The following is a 21,634-nucleotide window of genomic DNA, read 5'->3' as shown; positions in this document are numbered from 1 at the left end:
GAGGTGCCGATCCCCACATTTGCCAAGGTGCGCCATGAGTTCCCAACCCTCTCTGCTCTCTTTTCTCGGCTCTCCCCTGCTCGGGGTGGCCGCCACCTATGTCGACCCCGCCAGCAAGGAGACCGGCGTCTACATCTGCGGGGTCGAGATCCAGCCAGACGACGAACTGTTGCTGACCTTCCCCAAGGGGCACCAGCTGGCGGTGGGGGAGAAGATCACCCTGCATCTGGACAACCGCACCGGGGTCGACGAGTACGACGCCTCCTTGAGCGTCTATCGCGTCTCCTACAAGGGGGTTATCGCCCGCACCGCTCCGGACAGGGTGCAGGTCACCCCGCTGCAGTTCGAGCTCTGGTACGGCAACCGGGTGGTCTACGGCTTCGCCCAGCCGGGCTATCAACATCCGGCCGATGAACGCCCCGCTCGCGAGCTGCCCGTCACCCCGCTCACCGGCCTGCCGGTGCCTGACTTGCGTGAGGTTGAGAACAAGATCGGGGTGCTGGTGACCCGGGCCCAGTCACAGCCCCACACCACGGTACTGGCGTTTCTCTCCTCCGATGAGGACGACATCTTCTTCATCACCTTCCCCGAGACCTTCAAGTCGCAGTTGCTCAAGCGCGACGGCCGCTGCCACTTCGCCATCGACTCGCGGGCGGTGTTCACCTACACCCGCGCCATCGAGTGGAACTACACCATCATCGCCGCCGATGCTTACCAGATCCCGCAGGATCACCCGCTGTTCGAACCTATCCGCGCCGCCTTCGTGCAGAAGAACCCGTGGGAAGTGGGCTTTTTCAGCCACCCGCAGGTGGAGCTCTACCACCTCAAGGCCCGTCAGGTGGTCTGCCCGGGCCGGGCAAAAGAGTAGCGCCAGCCAGGCGCGAAAGAGGATAAGATGGCCTGCGGTTGCCCATGACAAGGAGTGAGAAACAGATGCAGCAGGTCGTTTATGTGGCGAGCCCCGCCAGCCAGCAGATCCACGTGTTTGCCCTGGCCGCTACTGGGGAGCTCACGCCATTGCAGGTGGTCGACACCCCGGGCCAGGTCCAACCGCTGGTGATCAGCCCGAACGGGCGCTGGCTCCATGCCGCCGTGCGCCCCGATTTCGCCCTGATCAGCTATCGCATCGAGGCCGATGGCCGGCTGGAAACGCAGGGAGCGGCACCGCTGGCGGGCAGCGCCTCCCACACCGCCATCTCGGCCGACGGCCGCTTCCTGCTGGCGGCCTCCTATGCCTTCAATCAGGTTACCCTCTCCGCCATCGACGCCGACGGCCGGGCAGAGCCCCCCCACCAGCAGCTCGACGGCTTGCAGGCCGCCCATTCGGTCACCCTGCTGCGTGCAAATAAACAGGGCGAGCAGGAGGTGCTGGTCGCCTGCCTCAAGGAGGATTGCATCCGCCGCTTTCTGCTCTGCAAGGAGGGGAGGCTGCGCCCCCATCCGCTGGGGGATCTGGTGACCGCCAGCGGCGCCGGGCCGCGCCATCTGACGCTGCACCCGAGCAATGGCGACCTCTATTGCCTCAACGAGCTCGACTGCACCATCAACCGCTACCGACCCACCGCCGATGGCGGGATCCGGCTCTGTCAGAGCCTCTCCATGCTGCCAGCCGGTTATCAGGGGGAGCGCTGGGGGGCGGATCTGCACGTGACACCCGACGGGCGTTTTCTCTACAGCAGCGAGCGGGCCAGCAGCCTGCTGACCCAGTTCGCCATCGCGCCGGATGGCGAGCTCGGCGTAGTCGGCCACTTCCCGACCGAGACCATGCCCCGCGGTTTTGCCATCGACCAGAGCGGCCACTGGCTGCTGGCGGCCGGGCAGGCTTCCCACCAGCTGGCGGTGCATCGCATCGACCCGGTCAGCGGCGCCCTGACTCTGCTGGCACGCTATCACGTGGGGGACGGGGCCATGTGGGTGATCGTACTGGCACGCCATCAGCCATGATCAACAGACAGCAAAAAGCCATGGCAATGCCATGGCTTGCAAACCAGCACACAGGGTTACTTTGCGGAGATCTCTGCCAGAAAACCGACCAGGCGTTGCCAGGCAAGGGTATCGGCTTCGGCGTGATACCTGTCTGATCCAAACACACTGAATGCGTGAGGGGCGCCGCTGTAACTGGTCGCTTCATGGCTGATGCCGGCGCTCTCCAGCTCGCCGATCAGGGAGGCAAACTGCCCCAGGCTGACCGCCTCGTCAGCACTGCCATGCTGTATCAGCACACGTCCCCTGACCTGTTGGTAGTTCTGACCTGGCGGCGTCTCCAACCCGCCATGCACGCTCACTGTACCGTGCAGATCCACCCCGCTGCGGGCCAGCTCCAGCACGGCGGCCCCTCCGAAACAGTAACCGAGCGCCACGACCTTTTCCGGTTTGCCTCCCAGCCTCGTGGCCTCGGCCAGCGCCCCGGCGAGCAGAGCCCGCATGCTCGCCCTGTCCTGGTATAGCGCCCCTGTCAGCCGCTTTTTATCCTCCACCGCAGTGGGTCTCACGCCAACGCCGAACAGATCGGCGGCAAACACCCGGTAACCCAAGGCCGCCAGCATGTCGGCACGCTTCATTTCATACCCGGTCAACCCATCCCAGTCATGGACCAGCAGCACCAGGGTTGACTGCTGACTGGCCCCCGCCAGATGATAACCTTCGAACGTCCGCCCTTCGACCTGATACCTGACGGACCCGGCCTGCAATCCTCCTGCCCACAGAGCCCAGAACAGGACAAGCATCCTGGTTATTCCCATCATCCACTCCTCTGCCTTGACGGCCAGCTCGCTGGCGCCCGGCGATCACACCCTGAACTGTTTGAGCAGACTGTCCAATTGAGCCGACAGCTGGCGCAAATCACTGCTGGCATCGGCTACCTGCCCCACCCGCGCCGCACTGTCGTTGTTGAGCCCGGCGATGCGATTGACGCTGTTGCTGACCTCTTCCGCCACCGAGTGCTGCTCTTCCGAGGCCTGGGCGATATACATGTTCATTTCACGGATAAGGCCGACCTGGGTCTTTATCTTCTCTACCGAGAGCTGCACGTCGGCGGCTTGTGCCCCCGCCTGGGAGGCCTTGTCCTGGCTTTGCTGCATACCAGAAACCAGATTGTGGGTCGCCTGCTGCAAGCGCGCGATACTGGCACTGATCTCCTCGGTTGACTGGCGTGTACGGCCGGACAGCGTTCTCACCTCATCGGCTACCACGGCAAACCCGCGCCCCTGATCCCCGGCTCTGGCCGCCTCAATGGCGGCATTGAGGGCCAGCAGGTTGGTCTGTTCGGCAATGCCGTTGATCACTTCGATGATATTGCCGATGCTACTGCTCTCGCTCGACAACGAACGGATCAGGTTGGCGACCCGCTCCACCTCACCGACCAGCTGATGAATGGCTTCATTGGCCTGGCCGGCCAGCTTGTAACCCTGCTCCACATAGAGACTGGCTTCATCGGTCGCACCGGATGTCTTGACCGCATTGCCCGCCACTTCCTGTACCGCATGGCTCATCTGGGTGATGGCGGTCGCGACCTGATCCAGCTCTGACTGCTGTTCGGCGCTGCCATGCCGGGTATCGGTCGCCAGCGAATCGCACAGCTCCGCCGTCTGCAAGACGCCTGCCGACAGGGTGTTTATCTCCGACACCGTCCCCTGCAGCTTGGCAATGAATTGATTGATGTTGCCAGCCAGCGCCCCCATCTCGTCATGCCGGCGGATCTTAAGGCGCTGGGTCAGATCCCCATCTCCCTGGGCCAGATCGAAGACTGCGGAGTTCATCTGCCGCAAGGGGCGCAGCACATTGCGGTGGATCAAGACCATCAGCAACAGGATGATGCCGACGTCCAGCACCACTATCTGCCAGACGGTGGTGATGAGCAGATGGCGCAACTGGATCAAAATGGCCCGATCACTGCTGACCACCAGCAGATTGGCCACCGTCTTGAGCTGGCCGTTGTCGTCGTAGACCAGCTCATGGCTGGCATGGCTGCCCAGATCGGCGGGCAGCTTTGCCACGGCCTGAATTTCGCCGGCATCATCACGAACAAACCCCGCAACCAGCTTGTCCTTGTTGACCACCAGCAGGCTGCTAAGCGCATCCGTGGACAACTCGGATTTGAGGGATGCCTCGACAAAAGCCGATTCGTAATTCCACAACGGACCAGGCAAGGAGAGCTGCAACCGGCTGATGGCCTGCTCGACCATCTCGGCCTGTCGGCGGTAGCTCTCCTCCCTGGCGGCGTTGTAGTTATATCCACCAAACAACACCAGCAGCAGACTCACCGACAGGGAGGTCAGCACGGCAATCCTGAACGTCAGACTATTCCAACCCATGGTTCCCTCCCGATATCGGCAACGACGTCTTGTTACAACTTAATGGTACTTGGCATTGATCTTGTCGATGGTGCCATCCGCCTTCATGGCGGCCAGGATCTCGTTGAGCTTGTTGATGAGCTCATCCGGGGCTTCCTTGTTGAAAGCCAGGCTCATCTGGGTTTCCTTGAACACAAACACCGGCTTGGGACTGGACGTCTTCTCCTGGGCGGCCAGATAGGGGGCCAGGTACTCCCCGGTCGCCCAGAGATCGATGCGACCAGCCTCCAGTTTCTTCACGTTGGCGGTATCGTTGGCCGCCAGTTGCAGCTTGCCAAACCCTTGCGCCTTGAGATATTCGGCAGCGGCATCACCATTGTAGCCCCCAACCGAATACTGCTTCGCATCTTCCAAGGAGTTGACCGTGATAGTGGAAGACGGATTGGCAAAGAAAACCCAGTTGTTGTTGACCAGCGGCCCGACCCACTTGAAGAGGTTTTCCCGCTCCGGCGTGCGCGTGGTGGAGTACAGGGCGGTATTGGGCGTGCTGAGGGTATCTTCGTAGGCACGCTTCCAGGGCATCATGCTCAGCTTGTATTCGACCCCGGCCCGCTTGAACAACTCCTCCACCACCTCCGTGGAGAGGCCGACTATCTTGCCCCCCTCCCCCTGCATGTTGAACGGCGGATAATCCTCGGTCATCACGTTCAAGGGTGCCGCCTTTACGGCTCCCAGCGCCAGCACCGAAGAGGCCGAGAACAGGGCGCTTTTCCACAACAGTTGATATTTCATTGCAACCTCACTTTGCTCACAGCTCGTCCCTCAATGTCCGCACCAGTCGATGTGCGGACCCTTACGACCCTTATCGGATCGTGCCGGCTTGCACGGTTTGCCGCGCCTTCGTCATGTCGGCGGCAAGCAGATGGGGTGGTTTCGCAGGGTGCAACGGCAAGAACAACATCAGTAAGAAGAAAGGAAGATGCATCCCATGATGGGGGGCGTAAACGCCTCTTTATTCATACTGATCCGCACAGCACAGTGTCAAACCTGACCTTTAGCAAAGGTCAGGAACAGGGATCCGTCAAATGGTGCCCTGGCCAGACAGGCTTCATTCAACCCCCATCTTGAGGCTGGCGGATACTCTCGGACGACAACGCCTGCCGGCGAGCAAGCTATTGACTTTATACGTATTAACGCCTCCGCCGGCCCAGCGATGTGCCAGATGGCGGAAAAGAGAGAGGCCACCCTGAGGTGGCCTCTGCAAGACAGGGATACGCCGTCCGTTCACTCAATCCTTGGCGCTCTCCATGGCACCCTCTTCGGAGTGCTGGGGTAGGATGAGGTTGAGCAGGATGGCGGCCACCGAGGCCAGACCCACGCCCGCCAGGGCGAAGTCACCGATCTTCATCTCCAGCGCACCGACACCCACGGTCAGGGTCACCGCCACGATGGCGATGTTGCGCGACAGCCCCAGATCCACCTTGGACTCCACCAGGGTCTTGAGACCGATGGCGGCGATGGATCCGAACAGCAGCAACATGATGCCGCCCATCACCGGCATCGGGATGGAGGTGAGCAGGGCGTTGAACTTGCCGAAGAAGGCCAGAATGATGGCGAACACCGCGGCCCAGGTCATGGTGACCGGGTTGAAGTTGCGGGTGATCATCACGGCGCCGGTCACTTCGGCATAGGTGGTGACGGGAGGACCACCGATGAAGCCGGCGAAGCAGACGCCGATGCCGTCACCGGCCAGGGTACGGTGCAGACCCGGGTTCTTGGTGTAATCCTTGCCGGTCACGCCACCGATGGCCAGCACGCCACCGATGTGTTCGATACAGGGGGCGATGGCTACCGGTAGCATGAACAGCGCCGCAGCCCAGTTGATCTCCGGGGTCACGAAGTGGGGCAGCGCCAGCCAGGGGGCGTTGACCATGCCGTCGAAACTCACCTGACCCATCAGCACGGCAGAGACGTAACCCGCAATCACGCCACACAGGATGGGGATGAGCTTGATCCAGCCCTTGCAGAACACCGCCGCAATCAGGGTGACCGCCAGCGAGATGCCGGCCAGGGTCAGCGCCGTCGAGGCAGGCATCACCTGCTCACCGCCGGCACGGCCCATGGCCATGTTGCAGGCCACCTGGGCCACCGACAGGCCGATCACCATGATCACCGGGCCGATCACCACAGGCGGCAGCAGTTTGTGCACAAAGCCCATGCCGCGGGCGCGAATGAGCGCGGCCAGGATGAAGTACATGAAACCGGCGGCAAACAGACCGAACATGGTGGAGGGCAGGCCCCAGGTCTGAGTGGCGTAAATGATGGGGGCGATGAAGGCAAAGCTGGAACCGAGGAAAATCGGGACCTGGCGGCGGGTGCAGAGCTGGAACAACAGGGTGCCTACACCGGCGCCAAGCAGGGCCATGGAGGGGTTCAGTCCGGTGAGCAGGGGCACCAGCACCATGGCACCGAAGGCGACAAACAGGATTTGCAGCCCGGCGACGCTTTGCTTGACTAAGGAAAACATGGATGTCCTTAATTTTTTGATAACTGACAGGGATATTTGACACTTTTCAGTTATCACAAGACTTTTTCAAGGCACTGAATGAGCCATTCGGCGTCATTTGTTGCCTCTTACTGCTTGGGGATGGCATGAAACTGGCTTTTTAGGCGGGATTCGTTGCTACAAGCATCGAGGAAGCGATTTTACGCACTTTTATGGCCGGCGCCAATCGTTTTTCCATGCTGTTTTGTTTGTCAATGGCTCCCCTGCCCCTCCATCAGCCCGCCCTATACTTGATGACGTGAACCCAGCCGGACAAGGAGTCCCCCATGTCACTGCCCGCTTTCAAGCCCAGCCAGCGCCGACTGCTGGTGGGATCGGCCATCGCCCTGGCCCTGTTTGCCACCCCGCTGAGCTATGACTTCAGCCACCATCAGTGGCAGGTGAATCAGGCCTATGCCAAGTCCTGTTTCGTAGCCGGCACCCCCATCCTGATGGCCGACGGGGAGGAGCGCCCCATCGAGACCCTGCAGGCCGGTGAACGGGTGCGGGATCAATATGGCTGCAGCAACCTCATCCTCGCGGTCGAGCGGGTGCTGCTGGGAGAGCGCCGGCTCTACGGGCTCAACCGGCTGGCTCCCTTCTTCACCGCCGAGCACCCCTTCCTGACCACCCGCGGCTGGGCGGCCATCGCACCGGCCATGACCCGCACCGAAAACCCGACTCTCGCCGTGCTGCCGCTCTTTACCGGCATGCACCTGCTGGGCTGGTCGGAGCACGGCTGCGCAGGCAACCTGGCGCTGGCCCCGCAGCCCGCCCTGCTGCTGGTGGAGTCCCTCTGCTGGATTGATGCCCCGCCCACCACGGCACTGTTAACCTGATCCTGGATGGCAGCCACAGCTATGTCGCCAATGGGCTGATCGTTCACAACAAGGATGGCGACGGCAATGGCGGAGGGGGTGGCAGCAGTGGTGGTGGTGGAAGCAGTGGTGGAAGTGGAAGCAGCAGTAGTGGTGGCGGAAGCAGTGGTGGAAGCAGCAGTAGTGGTGGCGGCAGTGACAGCGACGGCGGCAGCAACAGTGGCGGTGGTGGCAGTGACAGCGACGGCGGCAGCAACAGTGGTGGCGGCAGTGACAGCGATGGTGGCAGCCATGGCAGTGACGACAACGGCGGTGGGGAGCACGCCGGCGGCGAGCAACATGCCGGAGGGGATCGCCATGCCGGTGGCGAACAGCATGGCGGCGGGGAGCGCCACGCCGGCGGCGATCGTCACGGTGGCGGACGAGGCCTGGGCAATGGCCTCGACGACAACGGCATGGATGCCGTCGATGCCAACGGCAACCAGATCCGGGGGGATGGCACGGTCGACGATCGCGGCCAGACCCTGACCGATGCACAGGAGCAGGCCCTGATCCAGCAAGGGTTCAACAGCAAGGAGCAACCATGAGCCGCTATCTGCTGATCTGCCTGGCGCTGTGGCTGTCCGCCTGTGCCAGCCAAAGCGCCGCCCCGCTCTACTACCAGATGGACAAGCAGGACGTGGCGCTCGCCAACCAGGCGCTGGCCGAGGCGCTGCAAACCCGTCCCAAGGGTCAGAGCCTCACCTGGTTCAACCCCGCCAGCCGCCACTCGGGCAGCGTCACGCCGCTGCGCACCTTTCGCCATCCCAACGGTCTCTGGTGTCGCGACTATCGCGAGCAGCTCTACGTAGGCCAGGCCAGCCAGCAGTGGCAGGACACAGCCTGCCGCAGCAAGGCGGGGCACTGGCTGCCGCTGCGCGGCTGACAAGATAGTCGACCGCTCAGGTGACAAAACAAAGAGGGGTGGCCATGGCCACCCCTCTTCATTGCAACTATTGCCAGCTTGCGTCCGTCATACCCGGCGGTAGGGCAGATAGACCGGCTCCCACATGTGGTTGAGGATGTGCTGCTGCAGATCCTGGCCGATCAGCGGGTGGGAGGGATCCCGCCGCACTATGTCCTTGAGCACCGCCGTCGCCACATGCACCGAGATGCTGCGCAGCTCGCGAATGCGCGGATAGACGGCCCCCTTCGCCAGGTCCACCTCGCTCACGCACTCCGCCAGCGCAAAGGCCGCTGTGGTGAAGATGTCCGGCGTGATCTCGCGGATCTGGCTGACGATGGCCGCCAGGCCCACCCCCGGGAAGATGAAGACATTGTTGCCCTGGCCGACCCGGAACTCCTGCCCCTCGTAGTGCACATCCTTGAACGGGCTGCCGGTGGCGACGATGGCCTTGCCCTGGCTCCAGCGATAGATGTCCTCCGGCAGAGCCTCGCAGTTGGCGGTCGGGTTGGAGAGCGGGAACACCATGGGACGCGCGCAGTGGTTGAGCATCAGCTGGATATGCTGCTCCTTGAAGGCGCCACCGGCACCGCTGGTCCCCAGCAGTACCGTGATGGGCACGTGGCGCAGCACGTCGGTCAGGTTGGCCTTGCCGGGCACTTCGGTGTCCCAGCCCGACAGCAACAGGCCCGGCTTGGCATAACGGCGCTTGTACTCGTCGAGCCCCTCGCGGTTGTCGCACACCAGCCCCTGGGTATCCAGGATGTAGATGCGATCGCGGGCCGCCTGGGGATCCAGCCCTTCGCGGATCATGCCCGCACAGATCTGATCCGCCACCCCGACCCCGCCGGCACCGGCACCATAGACCAGGTAGTTCTGCTGGCCCAGGGTCTCGCCCTTGACCTTGACCGCCCCTATGATGCCCGCCAGTACCACGGCCCCGGTCCCCTGGATATCGTCGTTGAACGACGGCAGGGACTGCTGATAACGGGAGAGGTTGTTGAAGGCGTTGGACTTGCTGAAGTCCTCCCACTGCAGCACCGCATTGGGGAAGTGGCGCTTGACCCCGGCCACGAACTTGTCGATGAAGTCGTCGTACTCCTTGCCGCGAATGCGCTTGTGGGGCTGGCCCAGATACATGGGGTCATCCAGCAGCGCCTGGTTGTCGGTGCCCACGTCCAGCGCGATGGGCAGGCAGCAGGCGGGGTGGATGCCGGCACCCAGGGTATAGAGAGAGAGCTTGCCGATGGGGATGCCCATGCCGCCCACCCCCTGATCACCGATCCCCAGGATCCCCTGGCTGTCGGTCACGACTATGATGCGCACCGACTTGGCATCGAGATGACGGGCCAGGGAGCCCATGTCCTCGACGTTCTTCGGGGTAATGTAGAGGCCACGCGGCTTCTGGAAGCGGTGGCTGAACTCCTGGCACGCCTTGCCCACGGTCGGGGTATAGATGTAGGGGGTCATCTCCTCCACGTGGCGCGCCAGCAGGGCGTAGAACAGGGTCTCGTTGCGATCCTGCAGGGCCCGCAGGTTCTGGTATTTCTCGATGTCGCTGCAGGCGCTCAAAAAGCCCTGATAAACCCGCTCAAGCTGGGCTTCAAACGTTTGAACCTGGGGAGGCAACAGGCCGTCGAGCTCGAAGTCGGCGCGCTCCTGTTCGGTGAAGGCGGTACCCTTGTTGAGGTTGCGATCGTTGAGCAGATCGGTGCCAGTCAGTGCAACGGGGCGAAAATCTTGTCCCTGTGCATCTTTCCACAGCAGATATTGTCCGGTAGCCATAGTCATTCTCTTTGATTTACGTGAAATTGCCGTTCGGCAGGAGAGCAAGACTCATAATGAAATCAATCATATGACGTTTGGTCGTTTCATTTTGTGAGCTTGGGCATACCCTGCGGCCAAAAACCGTGGCAGGACGGACTTCGGCCTCATTCAGACCATTCCCGTCGGCCATGCTGCCACTGCAGCGGCGCTGAGCAGCAGGCATAACAAAGGGGCGCCGCAGCGCCCCTTCTCTTTCATTTTGATATCTTGGTCAATCTCAGCCGGACTTGCCCGTTTTAGGCTCGTCGAGCTGGTGCTTCACCTCTTCATACCAGAGGTCGTGGTGCTCCCTGGCCCAGGTCTCGTCCACCTCGCCGGTCACCATCCCCTCCAGCGCCCCTTCCAACTGGAACAGGCCCATGTAGATATGGAAGATGAAGCCGCAGATGAGGATCAAGGCGCCTACGATGTGGATGAAACTGGCCCACTCCATCTGGCGGCGCAGCTGGCCGAAGATGGGGAAGTCCAGAAACAGCCCGGTCGCCACCACGATGCCGCCAAACCAGATCAGCAGCCAGAAAATGGCCTTCTCACCGCCGTTGGAGAAGCCCGCCGAGGGGTGACTGCCCTTGTGGGGCCCCAGCATGCCGCCCGCCTTCATGAACCACTGCACGTCCACCATGTTGACGATGTTGTGACGGAACCACTTGATGAGCACCCCGAGCAGGCAGAGGAAGAAGAGCGGCCCCACGTAGTTGTGGAACACCTTGGCGAACCAGATCCAGTTCTCCCACACCCCCATGCTCACCACCGGCTTGATGAAGTGCTTGCCGTAGATGATGGCCAGCCCCGAGCCGGACAGGGTCAGAAACATGCCCGCCGTGGTCCAGTGCAGCGCCCGATCGAGCCGGCTCCAGCGCTTGAGCTTGCGCCCGGTGCGCGGTTTCGAGAGCTTGGTCGGTCCCACCACCCAGTACATCAGACCGCACATGGCCAAAGAGCCGAAGATGGCGATGGCACCCAGCGGCGACACCCATTTGGTTTTTACCTCGAACCAGAGCTGGCCCGGCACCGAGATGAGCACCCCGTGCTCCGGCGAGCGAGAGGTGGTCACCCCCTCCTGCCCATCCTTCACCGCGCGCCAGTAGTCAGCGCCGGCAAAGCCGATCGTCTCCTTCTGGGCATCGGCAAAGCCAGGTGCACTGAACAGCAGCAAGGCTGTCAGTAGCCCTGTCAGCCAGTGTCTCATTGGCCACCCTCCTGCTTGCCAGGCTTGAGCCCCTTGCCTCTGCCATCGCGGGGTTGGCTGGCGTCGTGGAACAGATCCTGCTCATCCCCACCCCAGCCCGCGTGAGGGGCACCGCGATAGGCGACCCGCTCGCGGAAGATGTCGGAGATGACCTGCGCATCCCCTGCCAGCAGTGCCTTGGTAGAGCAGAGCTCGGCACACATGGGCAGCTTACCCTCGGCGATGCGGTTGGCACCGTACTTCTGGCGCTCCGCCTCGCTGTGATCCTCTTCCGGGCCGCCGGCGCAGAAGGTGCACTTGTCCATCTTGCCCCGATCGCCGAAGGCGGCGGTCTTCGGGAACTGGGGCGCCCCGAACGGGCAGGCAAACAGGCAGTAGCCGCAACCGATGCAGAGATCCTTGTTGTGCAGCACGATGCCGTCGTCGGTGTGATAGAAGCAGTCTGCCGGACAGACCGCCATGCAGGGAGCGTCGGTGCAGTGCATGCAGGCGACCGAGATGGAGGTCTCCCCCGGCAGGCCGTCGTTGAGGGTCACCACCCGGCGGCGCTGGATGCCCCACTCCAGAGCATCGTCGTTCTCGTTCTTGCACGCCGTCACACAGCCGTTGCACTCGATGCAACGCTTGGTGTCACACATGAATTTCATTCTGGCCATGGGATCAGGCTCCTACTTTGCGAAAACGGCACAGGGTGACCTTGGTCTCCTGCATCTGGGTGACCGGGTCATAACCATAGGTGGTGACTATGTTGACCGACTCCCCCAGCACATAGGGGTCTGACCCTTCCGGATATTTGGATCGCAGATCCTGGCCCTCGAAGTGGCCGCCGAAGTGGAACGGCATAAAGGCGAGCCCAGGTTTGACCCGCGGGGTCACCAGCGCCTTCACCTTGACCCGGCCCCCTTCCGGCCCCTCGACCCAGACATCCTGACCGTCGCGCACGCCGACATCGTTGGCATCTGCCGGGTTCATCTCGACGAACATCTCCTGCTGCAGTTCGGCCAGCCAGGGGTTGGAGCGGGTCTCATCGCCCCCTCCCTCGTACTCCACCAGACGGCCAGAGGTAAGGATGATCGGGAACTCCTTGCTGACGTCCTTCTCCTGCACCGAGGCATACTGGGTCGGCAGGCGCCACAGGCTCTTGGCATCGGGCCAGGTGGCGTAGTCGGCCAGCAGATCCCGGCGCGGGGTGTAGAGCGGCTCGCGGTGCTTGGGCACCTGATCCGGGAAGGTCCACACCACGCAGCGCGCCTTGGCGTTGCCGTAGGGCACGAAGCCGTGCTTGATGGCCACCCGCTGGATGCCACCGGAGAGATCGGTCTTCCAGTTGCGCCCCTCGGCCTCTTTCTTCTCGGCCTCGGTCAGCTCATCCCACCAGCCAAGCTGCTTCAGCAGGTCGGCGGTGATCTCGGGATAGCCATCTTCCACCTCGCTCCCCTTCGGCCAGGAGTCTTCGGCCAGCAGCGAGACGCCCTGATACTCGATGCCGAAGCGTGCACGGAAACCACCGCCCCCTTGCGAGACCGGAATGCTGGTGTCGTAGAGGATGTGGCTGCCGGGGTGCTTCATCTCCGGGGTGCCCCAGCAGGGCCAGGGCAGACCGTACACCTCGCCGCTGACCGGGCCGCCCTCGGCCTTGAGGTTGGTCTTGTGGAAGGTGTGCCAGTTCTGCTGGTGCGCCTTGAGCCGCTCCGGGCTCTGGCCTGTGTAGCCCACGCTCCACATGCCGCGGTTGTATTCGCGGGTGATGTCTTCCAGGAGCGGCTCGTTGTTCTCCACCTTGATGTGCTTGAACAGCTCATCGGCAAAGCCGAGCTTCTTGCTCAAGAGATACATGATCTCGTGGTCCACCTTGGATTCGAACAGCGGTTCGACCACCTTATCGCGCCACTGCATGGAGCGGTTGGTGGCGGTGACGGAACCATAGGTCTCGAACTGGGTGGTGGCCGGCAGCAGGTAGACGCCGTCGGTACGATCGTTCATGACGGCGGCGACGGTGGGGTACGGGTCGACAATCACCATCATGTCGAGCTTTTGCATCGCCTTCTTCATCTCCGGGCCGCGGGTCTGGGAGTTGACCGCATGACCCCAGTAGAACATGGCGCGGATGTTGGCCCCCTGCTCGATGAGATCGGCGTTCTCCAGCACCCCGTCTACCCAGCGGGAGACCGGGATGCCGTTGTTGTTCATCGGCAGCTTGCCGTTGTAGGCCTTGCTGTCAAAGCGGGCCTTGATCCACTCGTAATCCACGTCCCACACCCGGGCCCAGTGCTTCCAGGAGCCCTCTTCCAGACCGTAGTAGCCGGGCAATGAGTCGGAGGTGACGCCAAAGTCGGTGGCGCCCTGCACGTTGTCGTGACCGCGGAAGATGTTGGTGCCCGCCCCGCTCTTGCCCACGTTGCCAAGGGCCAGTTCGAGGATGCAGTAAGCGCGGGTGTTGTTGTTGCCGGTGGTGTGCTGGGTGCCGCCCATGCACCAGACCACGCAGCCGGGGCGATTGTCGGAAAGCAGCTTGGCGGCGCCATACACCTCTTTTTCATTGAGGCCGGTCACCCGCTCTACTTCCGCCGGAGTCCAGCGCGCCACCTCTTTTTGCACCTCGTCCATGCCAAAGACGCGGGTGCGGATGAACTCCTTGTCTTCCCAGCCGTTCTTGAAGATGTGCCAGAGCATGCCCCAGATAAAGGCGACGTCGGTGCCCGGGCGCAGGGAGAGGTACATGTCCGCCTTGGCGGCGGTGCGGGTGCGACGCGGGTCGACCACTAGGATCTTGCAGCCGTTGCGCTCTTTGGCCAGCAGGATGTGCTGCATGGCGACCGGGTGGGCCTCCGCCGGGTTGGAGCCGATAAACATGATCGACTTGCTGTTGTGCATGTCGTTCAGGCTGTTGGTCATGGCGCCGTAGCCCCAGGTGTTGGCGACCCCGGCGACCGTGGTGGAGTGGCAGATCCGCGCCTGGTGATCCACGTTGTTTGTGCCCCACAGGGACGCCATCTTGCGAAACAGGTAGGCCTGCTCGTTGGAGTGCTTGGCCGAGCCGAGCCAGTAGACGCTGTCGGGGCCGGACTCCTTGCGCAGGCGCAGCACCTCGTTGCCCACCTCTTCGATGGCCTGATCCCAGCTGATGCGCTGCCACTTGCCGCCCACCAGCTTCATCGGGTACTTGAGGCGACGCTCACCGTGGCCGTGCTCGCGCAGGGCCGCCCCCTTGGCGCAGTGACCGCCGAGGTTGAAGGGGTGATCGAAGGCCGGCTCCTGACCGGTCCAGACGCCGTTCTGCACCTCGGCATAGACGCCGCAACCCACCGAGCAGTGGGAGCAGATGGTGCGCTTCACCTCGACCGGCACCCCGGCCGCCACGGTCTTGGCCTCGGCCCGCTGCATCATGGCTGGCGCCAGCCAGCCGGCGGCCACGGCGCCGCCGGCCACCAGACCGGAATTGACCATAAAGGCGCGACGGGTCAGCCCCTGACCGCGAGCGGCCCCATTATTTTGCAAACCGCCTTGCAAGCTGCCCTGCTCGCCCGCCTGGGGCTGCTCGGCACGTTTCGTCAGTTTCATGAGTTCTCCTTCACTGAGCCGGCTCAGTCGGTGCCGCGCAGGGTGCGATAAAAGTCGTGAACGTGGGGGGTCTCCCGATAACCCTTGTCAGGCTCGGTGTCGTGGGTCAGCACCTCTTTGCCCACCACCCGACCGGTGGCACCGGCCAGCACACCTATGGTGGCAACCACCCCCACCCCCTTGATCAGATTGCGGCGGGACGGGTCTTTCAGCTGTTCATCGCTCATCTTTCTGTGACCTCTGTTGTTATGGTCGGCTGCGGTGAGCCGGTTTTGCTATGAGTGGGTGGCGCAGCGTCATGGCAGCGTCACCACCGGACTGCCAAAGGGCAGGCGCAGTTCCTGTTCCAGTTTGAAAAAGTCTTCGGCAAGGGCCCCGACCGCCCGGTAGAAGCTGCCCCCTTTCGCCTGTTGCTGATCGCGGCAGCAGGCGAGTACCCAGGGGGCAAGGTGGCGTTCATAGAAGCGGTTGCGATCCGGGTGCTGCTCGGCAATCAATACCGCCATCACCTCGCAGAGGGCGGCCAGGTGATCTTCCGGCTCGCACACCCCGCTCTGGCGCTCGAAGCCGAGCGACTGCAGATCGGCGCGCAGCACCGCCAGCGGCAGCTCCATCAGGGAGCCGGTGAGATACCAGGAGGCAAACGGCACGATCTCCCCGCGCCCCAGCCCGATAAAGAGATCCTGATACTCCTCGGCAAGCTCGTGCTCGTGGTGGCTGCTGGCCGCCAGTTGCACCAGCCCCAGCCCTCTGGCAAAGGGGCCTGGCATGGCCTGCAACCCTTGCAGCCAGGCGAGCTGTTCACCACGGGGGGCGGCGCGCCAGAGACTCGCCAGCAGGGCGTAGAGATCGGCGCTGCTCTGTTCCAGTTCGGTCATGGTCAGTTCGCCAGCCTTTTCGTTATGTTGTTCACTCATCACTGGCCCCTCACACCTTGAGCTGGGAGACGGGATCCGCCGCCAGCGCCGCAAACACATCCTTGACCCGACAGTCCTCGCACATCAGCAACCGCTGGGCGGCCTCGTTCTGGAAGTGGGAGTGACCGGCCAGTTTTTGCTGGATGCGGCGGATCATCGAGGCGGGCGCGAACGGCTTGCCGCAGCGAATGCAGCAGGCCGCCTCTTCGGCTTTGAGGCTCTGCACGGCGCGGCGTGCCTCGGGCACCGGTTGCAGACGGGGCACCAGTACGATGGCCTGCTCGGGGCACGCCTTTTCGCACATGCAGCACTGGATGCAATCCTGCTCGATAAAGTTGAGACCCGGCGTGTGCCCCACCGCATGCAAGGCGCGGCTCGGGCAGACCGCCACGCAGCCCATGCAGAGGGTGCAGTCAGCTTCTTTCAATTCAACGCTGCCGTAAGGGGCGCCGTGTGGCACAACCAGCGGCTCGCGGCGCCCCTCGTTGGCCTGCCAGAGGGCATCGAAGGCGGCAAACAGGTTCTCCCGTTTGTCTCCTTTGAGCGGTTTGTCCAGCAGGGCTGCGGCTGGCTCGCCGGAGATCGGCTTATCTTGTTCGGCATCCGGGTTAAACAGGGCGATGCGGTCTGCTGTGAGGCCGGCGCCCGCCAAGAGTACGGCAGCGCTCGCCAGCTCCCGCTCAACCAATGCCCGGACGCTGGCGGGGACGTCGTCGCCCAGTGCAATGCGCACCGCGCTGGCGCCATAGGCGAGGGCGGCGAACCAGCTCTCGATGCCTAAACTGGCGCTCTCCTCCACCCAGATCGGCAGCCAGTTGGCGGGCAAGCGGGTGAGTTCCGTTTCCACCCATTCGCGATCGTTCTCACCTGAGATCAGCAGTTGCGGCGCGTCGCCCCCCGCCTCCCGGTAGTGCTTGAGCAGGCGAAAGAGGTAGTCGCCGCTGGTATTGGCATCGGGCTGGTGATAGGCAATCGCCCCGGTCGGACAGGCCGAGGCGCAGCTGCCAAAGCCCTGACAGAGATGGGGATCGATCTGGATGCGGCCATTGACGGGCTTGAGCGCATCTGTCGGGCAGACATCGAGGCAGCGGCTGCAACCGGGCACGCCGCGGGCGGTAAAGGCGCAGGCCTCGGGGTCTAGACGAAAATAGCGCGGCTTGTCGAAGATACCGGTCAGCGCACAAAGCTCGGCAAGCCGTTCGGCCAGCCCTTGGTCATCAAAGAGATGCAGATAACCGACCGGCGGGCGCTCCAGCGCAAAGAGCGGGGCGCGGCCCAGATCGGCCACCAGATCGAAGCGCGGTTCGCTACCCACCGTCGCAGGTTGTGGAAAGCAGAGCGCAGCCAGATTAACCCGCTCACCCTGACCATTGAGGCCGGTGAGCTGGAACTGGCCGAGATACCCTGTCAGGCTCGGCTCGCGCAGGGTCAGGGCCGCGAGGGATGCGGTGGCATCAAAAATGGTTTCGAGATCGGCCGCCTCGGCATCGTGGACCGCTTCGCTCACCAGCAGGGTGGGCTTCACTCCGGCGGGCAGCAGGCTGGCGGCGCGGCGAATCCGATCTTCCGGGCCGACCAGCAGCAGGCGCCCCTGACTCTGGTAAGAGACAGTGGCCGGGATCAGGTTGTCGGTCTTGACCGTGTGCTGCAGGGCATGGGCGCGGGCACGTTCGTTGCGCGCGGCCACGCCATCGGCGGTCAGAGTTGCGACGGATGTTGTTATGGGTTGTTCGATGCTCACATGCACTCCTGTGCGCGCCACCTCGTGGGATGGCGTGCTTGTTGGTCAGCTGGGAGAGCAAGAGCCGAGCCAACTCCCCCAGGAAAAAAGTGACTGGCAGGGAGTCAGGATCCCAAATGCTCCATCTCCCCACCCTTGGTTGGGACATTTTGTCCATCGCGGTCAACCAAAATGTCCCGATCGTCGGTGTGGGTTTGAGAATGGTTATCAGCCAGCTCGTCGGCGGCAGGCTCGCTGGCAAGCGCCACCGATTCAGCGGATCCGCTGGCCGGATTGGCCGATTCGCTGTCAGGGGCAATCACCTGATCCACCAGCCAGTTGCGCAGCCCGGCGCTCAGGGCTGCGGGCAGCAATTCTGGCTGGCTGAAGTCCTGGGTGTAGTCGTCGAGTCCATCCGGTTTATGGCTGCGAAACATGGCCCGCAGCGCCTCCTTATCGGGGAGAGCCGGCTTCTCTGAAGGGGCCGTTTTGGGCTCTGATCCGCGCGGCTTGTCCCCTTCGATGGGGAGCGGAATATCACTCCCCTTGTCAGTGCTGACTACGGGGCTATCCAGCGAGGTATCTGGAATTTCAGCTTCGCCACTGCCTTCTATGGGGGCGGCAACTGCCTCGGGGATAATCTCTTCCCTCGGCTGCAATGCCTGATGCTTGCGCGCCTCACTCTTGCGAGACGACCAGCGTTTGAGGAACTCACTCATGGGCACTGTTTCCGGCCTTGTTTCCCGCACTGTTTCCAGCATTGCAGCCACGCTCGCGGCCATCGGGGCCGGTGGCCTTGACGGCGCCACAGCTGGCTTGATCCTGGCTGTCGACACCGAGCTGATCCTGCGCCCGCCCCTTGCCCTTCTTGCCCTTGCGACGGGCCTCCAGCAGCTCGCCGTGGCGACCGATAAAGGCCTCCACCCAGGCTTGCAGCGCTTCGGGCAGCGGGCAGGAGAGCACCTGCCGCTCGCCATCCATATAGGCGGCGGCCACGGTCTGGCTCAGGGTCAGGCCATCGGCCACAAAGCCACTGTCCACGCGGCTTCCGGTCACAAACAGACGGGGCGAGCCGGAGCTCAGATTGAAGCGATAATCCCCCCGTTCGTCACGAAACAGGGTAAGGGGCAAGGCGCCGGCAGCTTCAGGCTCGGCGGGATGGAGCGCCGCAATCTCGAAACGGCGGCTCTGCCAGCGGCCCACCTGGCTGTCGATGGCCTTTAACTCCAGCTGCAGCCAGCGCTGCGGGGAGAGGGGTTTGGTTGTCTCTTGCACTGTCACGGCTCCCATCAGAAGGTCTCTGCCGGGCCGCCCTCCCCCTTGCTTAGCCCCAGTCGGGGAAGGCCAAGACGGAAAATTCAGGGCAGCCACGGCCATCAATGGGATAAGACTTAGCAAGAGTGGGGCCAAGGCAGGTTTAGTGGTTGATGGGGGCTTTGCTGCGGGTTGGCCTGTCGTGCGGGATATGGGTTGGCGCGAGCGTAGGTTGGTGCAGAGCGCAGCGAAGCCCAACATGCGGCGTGAGACCAATCCGCCAATGCTTGAACGAGAGGATGGCAATAATCGGATAACACCGAATTATACGATTATTGCCTTGATAAGAAACGTTGGGCTAATATATAGCCCAACATAGTGAGATTAACTAGCACTTTATTTTTATAAAGGAAAATCCAACCTAACACAAGCTAACTTAATTTCTCTAAGCTTTTTTGAAGTTAAACTCAGTGTTAAAGTGGTTCTCCAAAGACTGATTTAATTTTCTTCCATTAGGAGAAACAATAAATTTTGCTCTACTACCACCGATCTCCCGCTCAATACCAGCTTTTATTTCATCCGAAATGATTGAGTTCACAACAATAAGAACTTCATTAATATCTGAATTAACATCCAAATAATCTTTAGCCCAATTTGCTTTGAAATTATTCAGATCTGATTTTGCCTCTATAGCAATTTTCTTACCTTCTTTTTCCAAAACAAAATCTGCAGATAAGTCATTGATAATCTTGAAGTTGTCACCATCATGCTTTTTGATGTAATTTTCAATAGATCTTCTAACCAAATTTTCAAAAACAATTTCAGAATTTATTGCCTTCAATATTTCACGTTCATCGACATCGCCACTGAATAGATATTTCCTTGACTTGCCTGTTGAACTTTCAATTATAATCTCCCTATTATATTTCTTGAAAGCTTGGTCAATCACACATTTTTTAATGAGTATAGCTATAGCAGGTATTATGGCGCCAGCAAGTAATGAAGCAATTAAACCTTCCATTATACTTTCTCCTTAATTCCTGTTAGCAATAGGCTCATTATATACACTGAGCCACCAATCACTAGATGACTATCAAATCCTAAAGTCTTATCCGCTGGAAATTTCAATGAAACATAACAAGCCCAAGACCATGAAAAAAGGAATATAAAAACAAAAATCCATAGTATTGGAGTTAAGGCTGCATCCGCTTTTGACATTGCAAAAATATTCTCATGTCCTGGTAAATTTTTCTTCTTAGGCTTGGTTAATGGCATCAAGAATGACAAGCCTGCGGCAGCTAACGTTGGCCCTGTAAAACCAGCAGAATCGACAGCTAGCATAGTTCTTAACCCCCATTCAAATCCCAACAACGTTAATGGGAAGCCGTATATAAGCACAGCATACATTTTAGTTCTTTCCCCCCAAGTAAAAGATGAAAATTATGTAAGATGCTGCGCAGACACCCGCTTTGCGGGGATGAGTGGTGCATACTTAATTGTTCATATAATCATGTTGTTACGATAACTTGTCCAGAAAGATTTATGAGCCATATGGATATGGCCCCTATTGTGAACGATAAAATTATTAACTCTTGAAAACGATTTCTTTGCCTTCAACCATACACTGGAACAAAACTTGCTGTATCCCTCCCCTTAGATCCCGGCAACCGGTCGCGAGGGGCCCATGACACCGACCTTTATCAAAAGCAATGCAGCAGCCCAGCTCACCATGGCCGTCGAGGTGATGGATGAGCAGGGGCAGTTGCAAACCCGCCAAATCGCCTGTGAGCGGCCACTGACGGTCTACCTCAACTGGAAGGAGATCGTCACCCTGATGACGCTGGGGGCCCGCCCCGAGGCGCTGGTGCTGGGTTATCTGAAAAATCAGGGCTTTATCGAGGATATCTCGGCCATCGAGTCGGTCATCGTCGACTGGGAGAGCGAAGCCGCCGCCGTGGTGAGTAGCCAGCAGGCCGCCGATCTCGACAAATCCTTGGAGAAGAAGACGGTCACCTCTGGCTGTGGTCAGGGCACCATGTATGGCAGCGTGATGAAGAAGCTCGAAGGGGTGGTCTTGGCCGCGCCTGAGCTTAAACAGAGCACCCTCTACGCCCTGCTCAAGGCGCTGTCGGCCCATAACGAAACCTACAAGATGGCCGGTGCCGTCCATGGTTGCGCCATCTGTCGCGGCAGCGAAATCCTCTCCTTTGTCGAAGATGTGGGGCGCCACAATGCGGTGGATACCCTGGCGGGCGAGCTCTGGATGCGCGGCGAGGCTGGCCACGACAAGATCTTCTACACCACAGGGCGGCTTACCTCGGAGATGGTGATCAAGGTGGCGCAGATGGGCATTCCGGTGCTGCTGTCGCGCTCCGGCGTCACCCAGATGGGGCTGGATCTGGCGCGCCAGCTCGGTATCACCATGATTGCCCGCGCCAAGGGACGCCATTTCGAGGTATTCAACGGCCACGACCATATCTTGCTGGACGAGAAGCCGCCAGTGCTGGCGCCCGGTTCGGCCGGTCGCGGGATGCGGGATTAAGTCATGAATGAGTTGATGAGTGCCAA

The 21,634-nt window shown here is 61.2% G+C and carries 19 protein-coding genes and 1 pseudogene; 5 read left to right on the top strand and 15 right to left on the bottom strand.

The genetic code is table 11. The features are described from left to right. Positions 1-34: 34 nt before the first annotated feature. Both BN1143_RS14320 and pgl read left to right on the top strand, forming a co-directional pair. Positions 35-868, top strand: a complete 834-nt coding sequence (locus BN1143_RS14320; protein ID WP_017785177.1) for a pyridoxamine 5'-phosphate oxidase family protein — start codon at positions 35-37, stop codon at positions 866-868. A 65-nt stretch (positions 869-933) separates the two neighbouring features. Beyond that, entirely contained in the window at positions 934-1,944 is a 1,011-nt protein-coding gene (gene pgl, locus BN1143_RS14315) for a 6-phosphogluconolactonase (protein ID WP_042051093.1), read from the top strand. 56 nt (positions 1,945-2,000) lie between these two features. On the opposite strand, the gene BN1143_RS14310 is transcribed toward pgl, so the two are convergent. From BN1143_RS14310 to BN1143_RS14295, 4 genes are all read right to left on the bottom strand, one after another. Then, entirely contained in the window at positions 2,001-2,741 is a 741-nt protein-coding gene (locus tag BN1143_RS14310) for a dienelactone hydrolase family protein (RefSeq protein ID WP_042051092.1), read from the bottom strand. 45 nt (positions 2,742-2,786) lie between these two features. Beyond that, positions 2,787-4,313, bottom strand: coding sequence for a methyl-accepting chemotaxis protein (locus tag BN1143_RS14305; RefSeq protein ID WP_042051091.1), 1,527 nt, complete (start codon positions 4,311-4,313; stop codon positions 2,787-2,789). Positions 4,314-4,352: 39 nt separating this feature from the next. Further along, on the bottom strand, positions 4,353-5,084 hold the full coding sequence (locus tag BN1143_RS14300; protein WP_025201357.1) for a substrate-binding periplasmic protein: 732 nt from the start codon (positions 5,082-5,084) through the stop codon (positions 4,353-4,355). Positions 5,085-5,580: 496 nt separating this feature from the next. Continuing rightward, a complete protein-coding gene (locus tag BN1143_RS14295) occupies positions 5,581-6,819 on the bottom strand; it encodes a uracil-xanthine permease family protein (RefSeq protein ID WP_019839748.1) in 1,239 nt (412 codons plus the stop codon). A gap of 305 nt (positions 6,820-7,124) precedes the next feature. Between BN1143_RS14295 and BN1143_RS14290 the strand changes: the two are divergent. Next, positions 7,125-8,242, top strand: a pseudogene (locus tag BN1143_RS14290) (hypothetical protein). Continuing rightward, a complete protein-coding gene (locus BN1143_RS14285; protein WP_042051090.1) occupies positions 8,239-8,580 on the top strand; it encodes an RT0821/Lpp0805 family surface protein in 342 nt (113 codons plus the stop codon). Before BN1143_RS14290 ends, BN1143_RS14285 begins: the two are co-directional and overlap by 4 nt. 87 nt (positions 8,581-8,667) lie before the next feature. Here the strand turns inward: BN1143_RS14285 and BN1143_RS14280 are convergent, their stop codons facing one another. From BN1143_RS14280 to BN1143_RS22435, 11 genes are all read right to left on the bottom strand, one after another. Continuing rightward, positions 8,668-10,383, bottom strand: coding sequence for an NAD-dependent malic enzyme (locus BN1143_RS14280; RefSeq protein ID WP_010633297.1), 1,716 nt, complete (start codon positions 10,381-10,383; stop codon positions 8,668-8,670). A 259-nt stretch (positions 10,384-10,642) separates the two neighbouring features. After that, a complete protein-coding gene (locus tag BN1143_RS14275; RefSeq protein WP_005303183.1) occupies positions 10,643-11,614 on the bottom strand; it encodes a formate dehydrogenase subunit gamma in 972 nt (323 codons plus the stop codon). Further along, positions 11,611-12,270 carry a formate dehydrogenase FDH3 subunit beta gene (fdh3B, locus tag BN1143_RS14270; protein ID WP_005303185.1) on the bottom strand — a complete coding sequence of 220 codons (660 nt, stop codon included), beginning with the start codon at positions 12,268-12,270 and terminating at the stop codon, positions 11,611-11,613. Before fdh3B ends, BN1143_RS14275 begins: the two co-directional genes overlap by 4 nt. 4 nt (positions 12,271-12,274) lie before the next feature. After that, positions 12,275-15,175: a formate dehydrogenase subunit alpha gene (locus BN1143_RS14265; RefSeq protein ID WP_082038562.1), complete on the bottom strand. Its 2,901-nt coding sequence runs from the start codon at positions 15,173-15,175 to the stop codon at positions 12,275-12,277. Between the two features lie 23 nt (positions 15,176-15,198). Next, positions 15,199-15,402 carry a transcriptional initiation protein Tat gene (locus BN1143_RS14260; protein ID WP_005303194.1) on the bottom strand — a complete coding sequence of 68 codons (204 nt, stop codon included), beginning with the start codon at positions 15,400-15,402 and terminating at the stop codon, positions 15,199-15,201. A 69-nt stretch (positions 15,403-15,471) separates the two neighbouring features. Further along, positions 15,472-16,092 carry a TorD/DmsD family molecular chaperone gene (locus tag BN1143_RS14255; RefSeq protein ID WP_017778418.1) on the bottom strand — a complete coding sequence of 207 codons (621 nt, stop codon included), beginning with the start codon at positions 16,090-16,092 and terminating at the stop codon, positions 15,472-15,474. Positions 16,093-16,102: 10 nt separating this feature from the next. After that, entirely contained in the window at positions 16,103-17,833 is a 1,731-nt protein-coding gene (locus BN1143_RS14250) for a 4Fe-4S dicluster domain-containing protein (RefSeq protein ID WP_042051089.1), read from the bottom strand. Between the two features lie 104 nt (positions 17,834-17,937). Next, positions 17,938-18,531: a DUF3306 domain-containing protein gene (locus tag BN1143_RS14245; RefSeq protein ID WP_042051087.1), complete on the bottom strand. Its 594-nt coding sequence runs from the start codon at positions 18,529-18,531 to the stop codon at positions 17,938-17,940. After that, positions 18,524-19,102, bottom strand: coding sequence for a DUF3305 domain-containing protein (locus BN1143_RS14240; protein ID WP_017765085.1), 579 nt, complete (start codon positions 19,100-19,102; stop codon positions 18,524-18,526). The genes BN1143_RS14245 and BN1143_RS14240 overlap by 8 nt, the downstream gene beginning before the upstream one ends. A gap of 409 nt (positions 19,103-19,511) precedes the next feature. After that, a complete protein-coding gene (locus BN1143_RS14235; RefSeq protein WP_042051086.1) occupies positions 19,512-20,087 on the bottom strand; it encodes a hypothetical protein in 576 nt (191 codons plus the stop codon). Beyond that, a complete protein-coding gene (locus BN1143_RS22435; protein ID WP_156141310.1) occupies positions 20,087-20,473 on the bottom strand; it encodes a hypothetical protein in 387 nt (128 codons plus the stop codon). Before BN1143_RS22435 ends, BN1143_RS14235 begins: the two co-directional genes overlap by 1 nt. Before the next feature lie 277 nt (positions 20,474-20,750). Here BN1143_RS22435 and BN1143_RS14230 point away from each other — a divergent pair, with 277 nt between their 5' ends. Beyond that, positions 20,751-21,608 carry a formate dehydrogenase accessory sulfurtransferase FdhD gene (locus BN1143_RS14230; RefSeq protein WP_042051085.1) on the top strand — a complete coding sequence of 286 codons (858 nt, stop codon included), beginning with the start codon at positions 20,751-20,753 and terminating at the stop codon, positions 21,606-21,608. Positions 21,609-21,634 lie beyond the last annotated feature (26 nt).

The organism is Aeromonas dhakensis (genome assembly GCF_000820305.1).
In the GTDB taxonomy this organism is placed as follows: Bacteria; Pseudomonadota; Gammaproteobacteria; order Enterobacterales; family Aeromonadaceae; genus Aeromonas; species Aeromonas dhakensis.
This window is presented reverse-complemented; position numbering and strand designations above follow the sequence as displayed.

What these genes read in the sequence shown, in the direction of transcription:
- BN1143_RS14320 (WP_017785177.1), top strand. Translation starts at nt 35, where the DNA reads ATGAGTTCCCAACCCTCTCTGCTCTCTTTTCTCGGCTCTCCCCTGCTC.
- pgl (WP_042051093.1), top strand. Translation starts at nt 934, where the DNA reads ATGCAGCAGGTCGTTTATGTGGCGAGCCCCGCCAGCCAGCAGATCCAC.
- BN1143_RS14310 (WP_042051092.1), bottom strand. Translation starts at nt 2,741, where the DNA reads ATGGGAATAACCAGGATGCTTGTCCTGTTCTGGGCTCTGTGGGCAGGA.
- BN1143_RS14305 (WP_042051091.1), bottom strand. Translation starts at nt 4,313, where the DNA reads ATGGGTTGGAATAGTCTGACGTTCAGGATTGCCGTGCTGACCTCCCTG.
- BN1143_RS14300 (WP_025201357.1), bottom strand. Translation starts at nt 5,084, where the DNA reads ATGAAATATCAACTGTTGTGGAAAAGCGCCCTGTTCTCGGCCTCTTCG.
- BN1143_RS14295 (WP_019839748.1), bottom strand. Translation starts at nt 6,819, where the DNA reads ATGTTTTCCTTAGTCAAGCAAAGCGTCGCCGGGCTGCAAATCCTGTTT.
- BN1143_RS14285 (WP_042051090.1), top strand. Translation starts at nt 8,239, where the DNA reads ATGAGCCGCTATCTGCTGATCTGCCTGGCGCTGTGGCTGTCCGCCTGT.
- BN1143_RS14280 (WP_010633297.1), bottom strand. Translation starts at nt 10,383, where the DNA reads ATGGCTACCGGACAATATCTGCTGTGGAAAGATGCACAGGGACAAGAT.
- BN1143_RS14275 (WP_005303183.1), bottom strand. Translation starts at nt 11,614, where the DNA reads ATGAGACACTGGCTGACAGGGCTACTGACAGCCTTGCTGCTGTTCAGT.
- fdh3B (WP_005303185.1), bottom strand. Translation starts at nt 12,270, where the DNA reads ATGGCCAGAATGAAATTCATGTGTGACACCAAGCGTTGCATCGAGTGC.
- BN1143_RS14265 (WP_082038562.1), bottom strand. Translation starts at nt 15,175, where the DNA reads ATGAAACTGACGAAACGTGCCGAGCAGCCCCAGGCGGGCGAGCAGGGC.
- BN1143_RS14260 (WP_005303194.1), bottom strand. Translation starts at nt 15,402, where the DNA reads ATGAGCGATGAACAGCTGAAAGACCCGTCCCGCCGCAATCTGATCAAG.
- BN1143_RS14255 (WP_017778418.1), bottom strand. Translation starts at nt 16,092, where the DNA reads ATGAGTGAACAACATAACGAAAAGGCTGGCGAACTGACCATGACCGAA.
- BN1143_RS14245 (WP_042051087.1), bottom strand. Translation starts at nt 18,531, where the DNA reads ATGAGTGAGTTCCTCAAACGCTGGTCGTCTCGCAAGAGTGAGGCGCGC.
- BN1143_RS14240 (WP_017765085.1), bottom strand. Translation starts at nt 19,102, where the DNA reads ATGGGAGCCGTGACAGTGCAAGAGACAACCAAACCCCTCTCCCCGCAG.
- BN1143_RS14235 (WP_042051086.1), bottom strand. Translation starts at nt 20,087, where the DNA reads ATGGAAGGTTTAATTGCTTCATTACTTGCTGGCGCCATAATACCTGCT.
- BN1143_RS22435 (WP_156141310.1), bottom strand. Translation starts at nt 20,473, where the DNA reads ATGTATGCTGTGCTTATATACGGCTTCCCATTAACGTTGTTGGGATTT.
- BN1143_RS14230 (WP_042051085.1), top strand. Translation starts at nt 20,751, where the DNA reads ATGACACCGACCTTTATCAAAAGCAATGCAGCAGCCCAGCTCACCATG.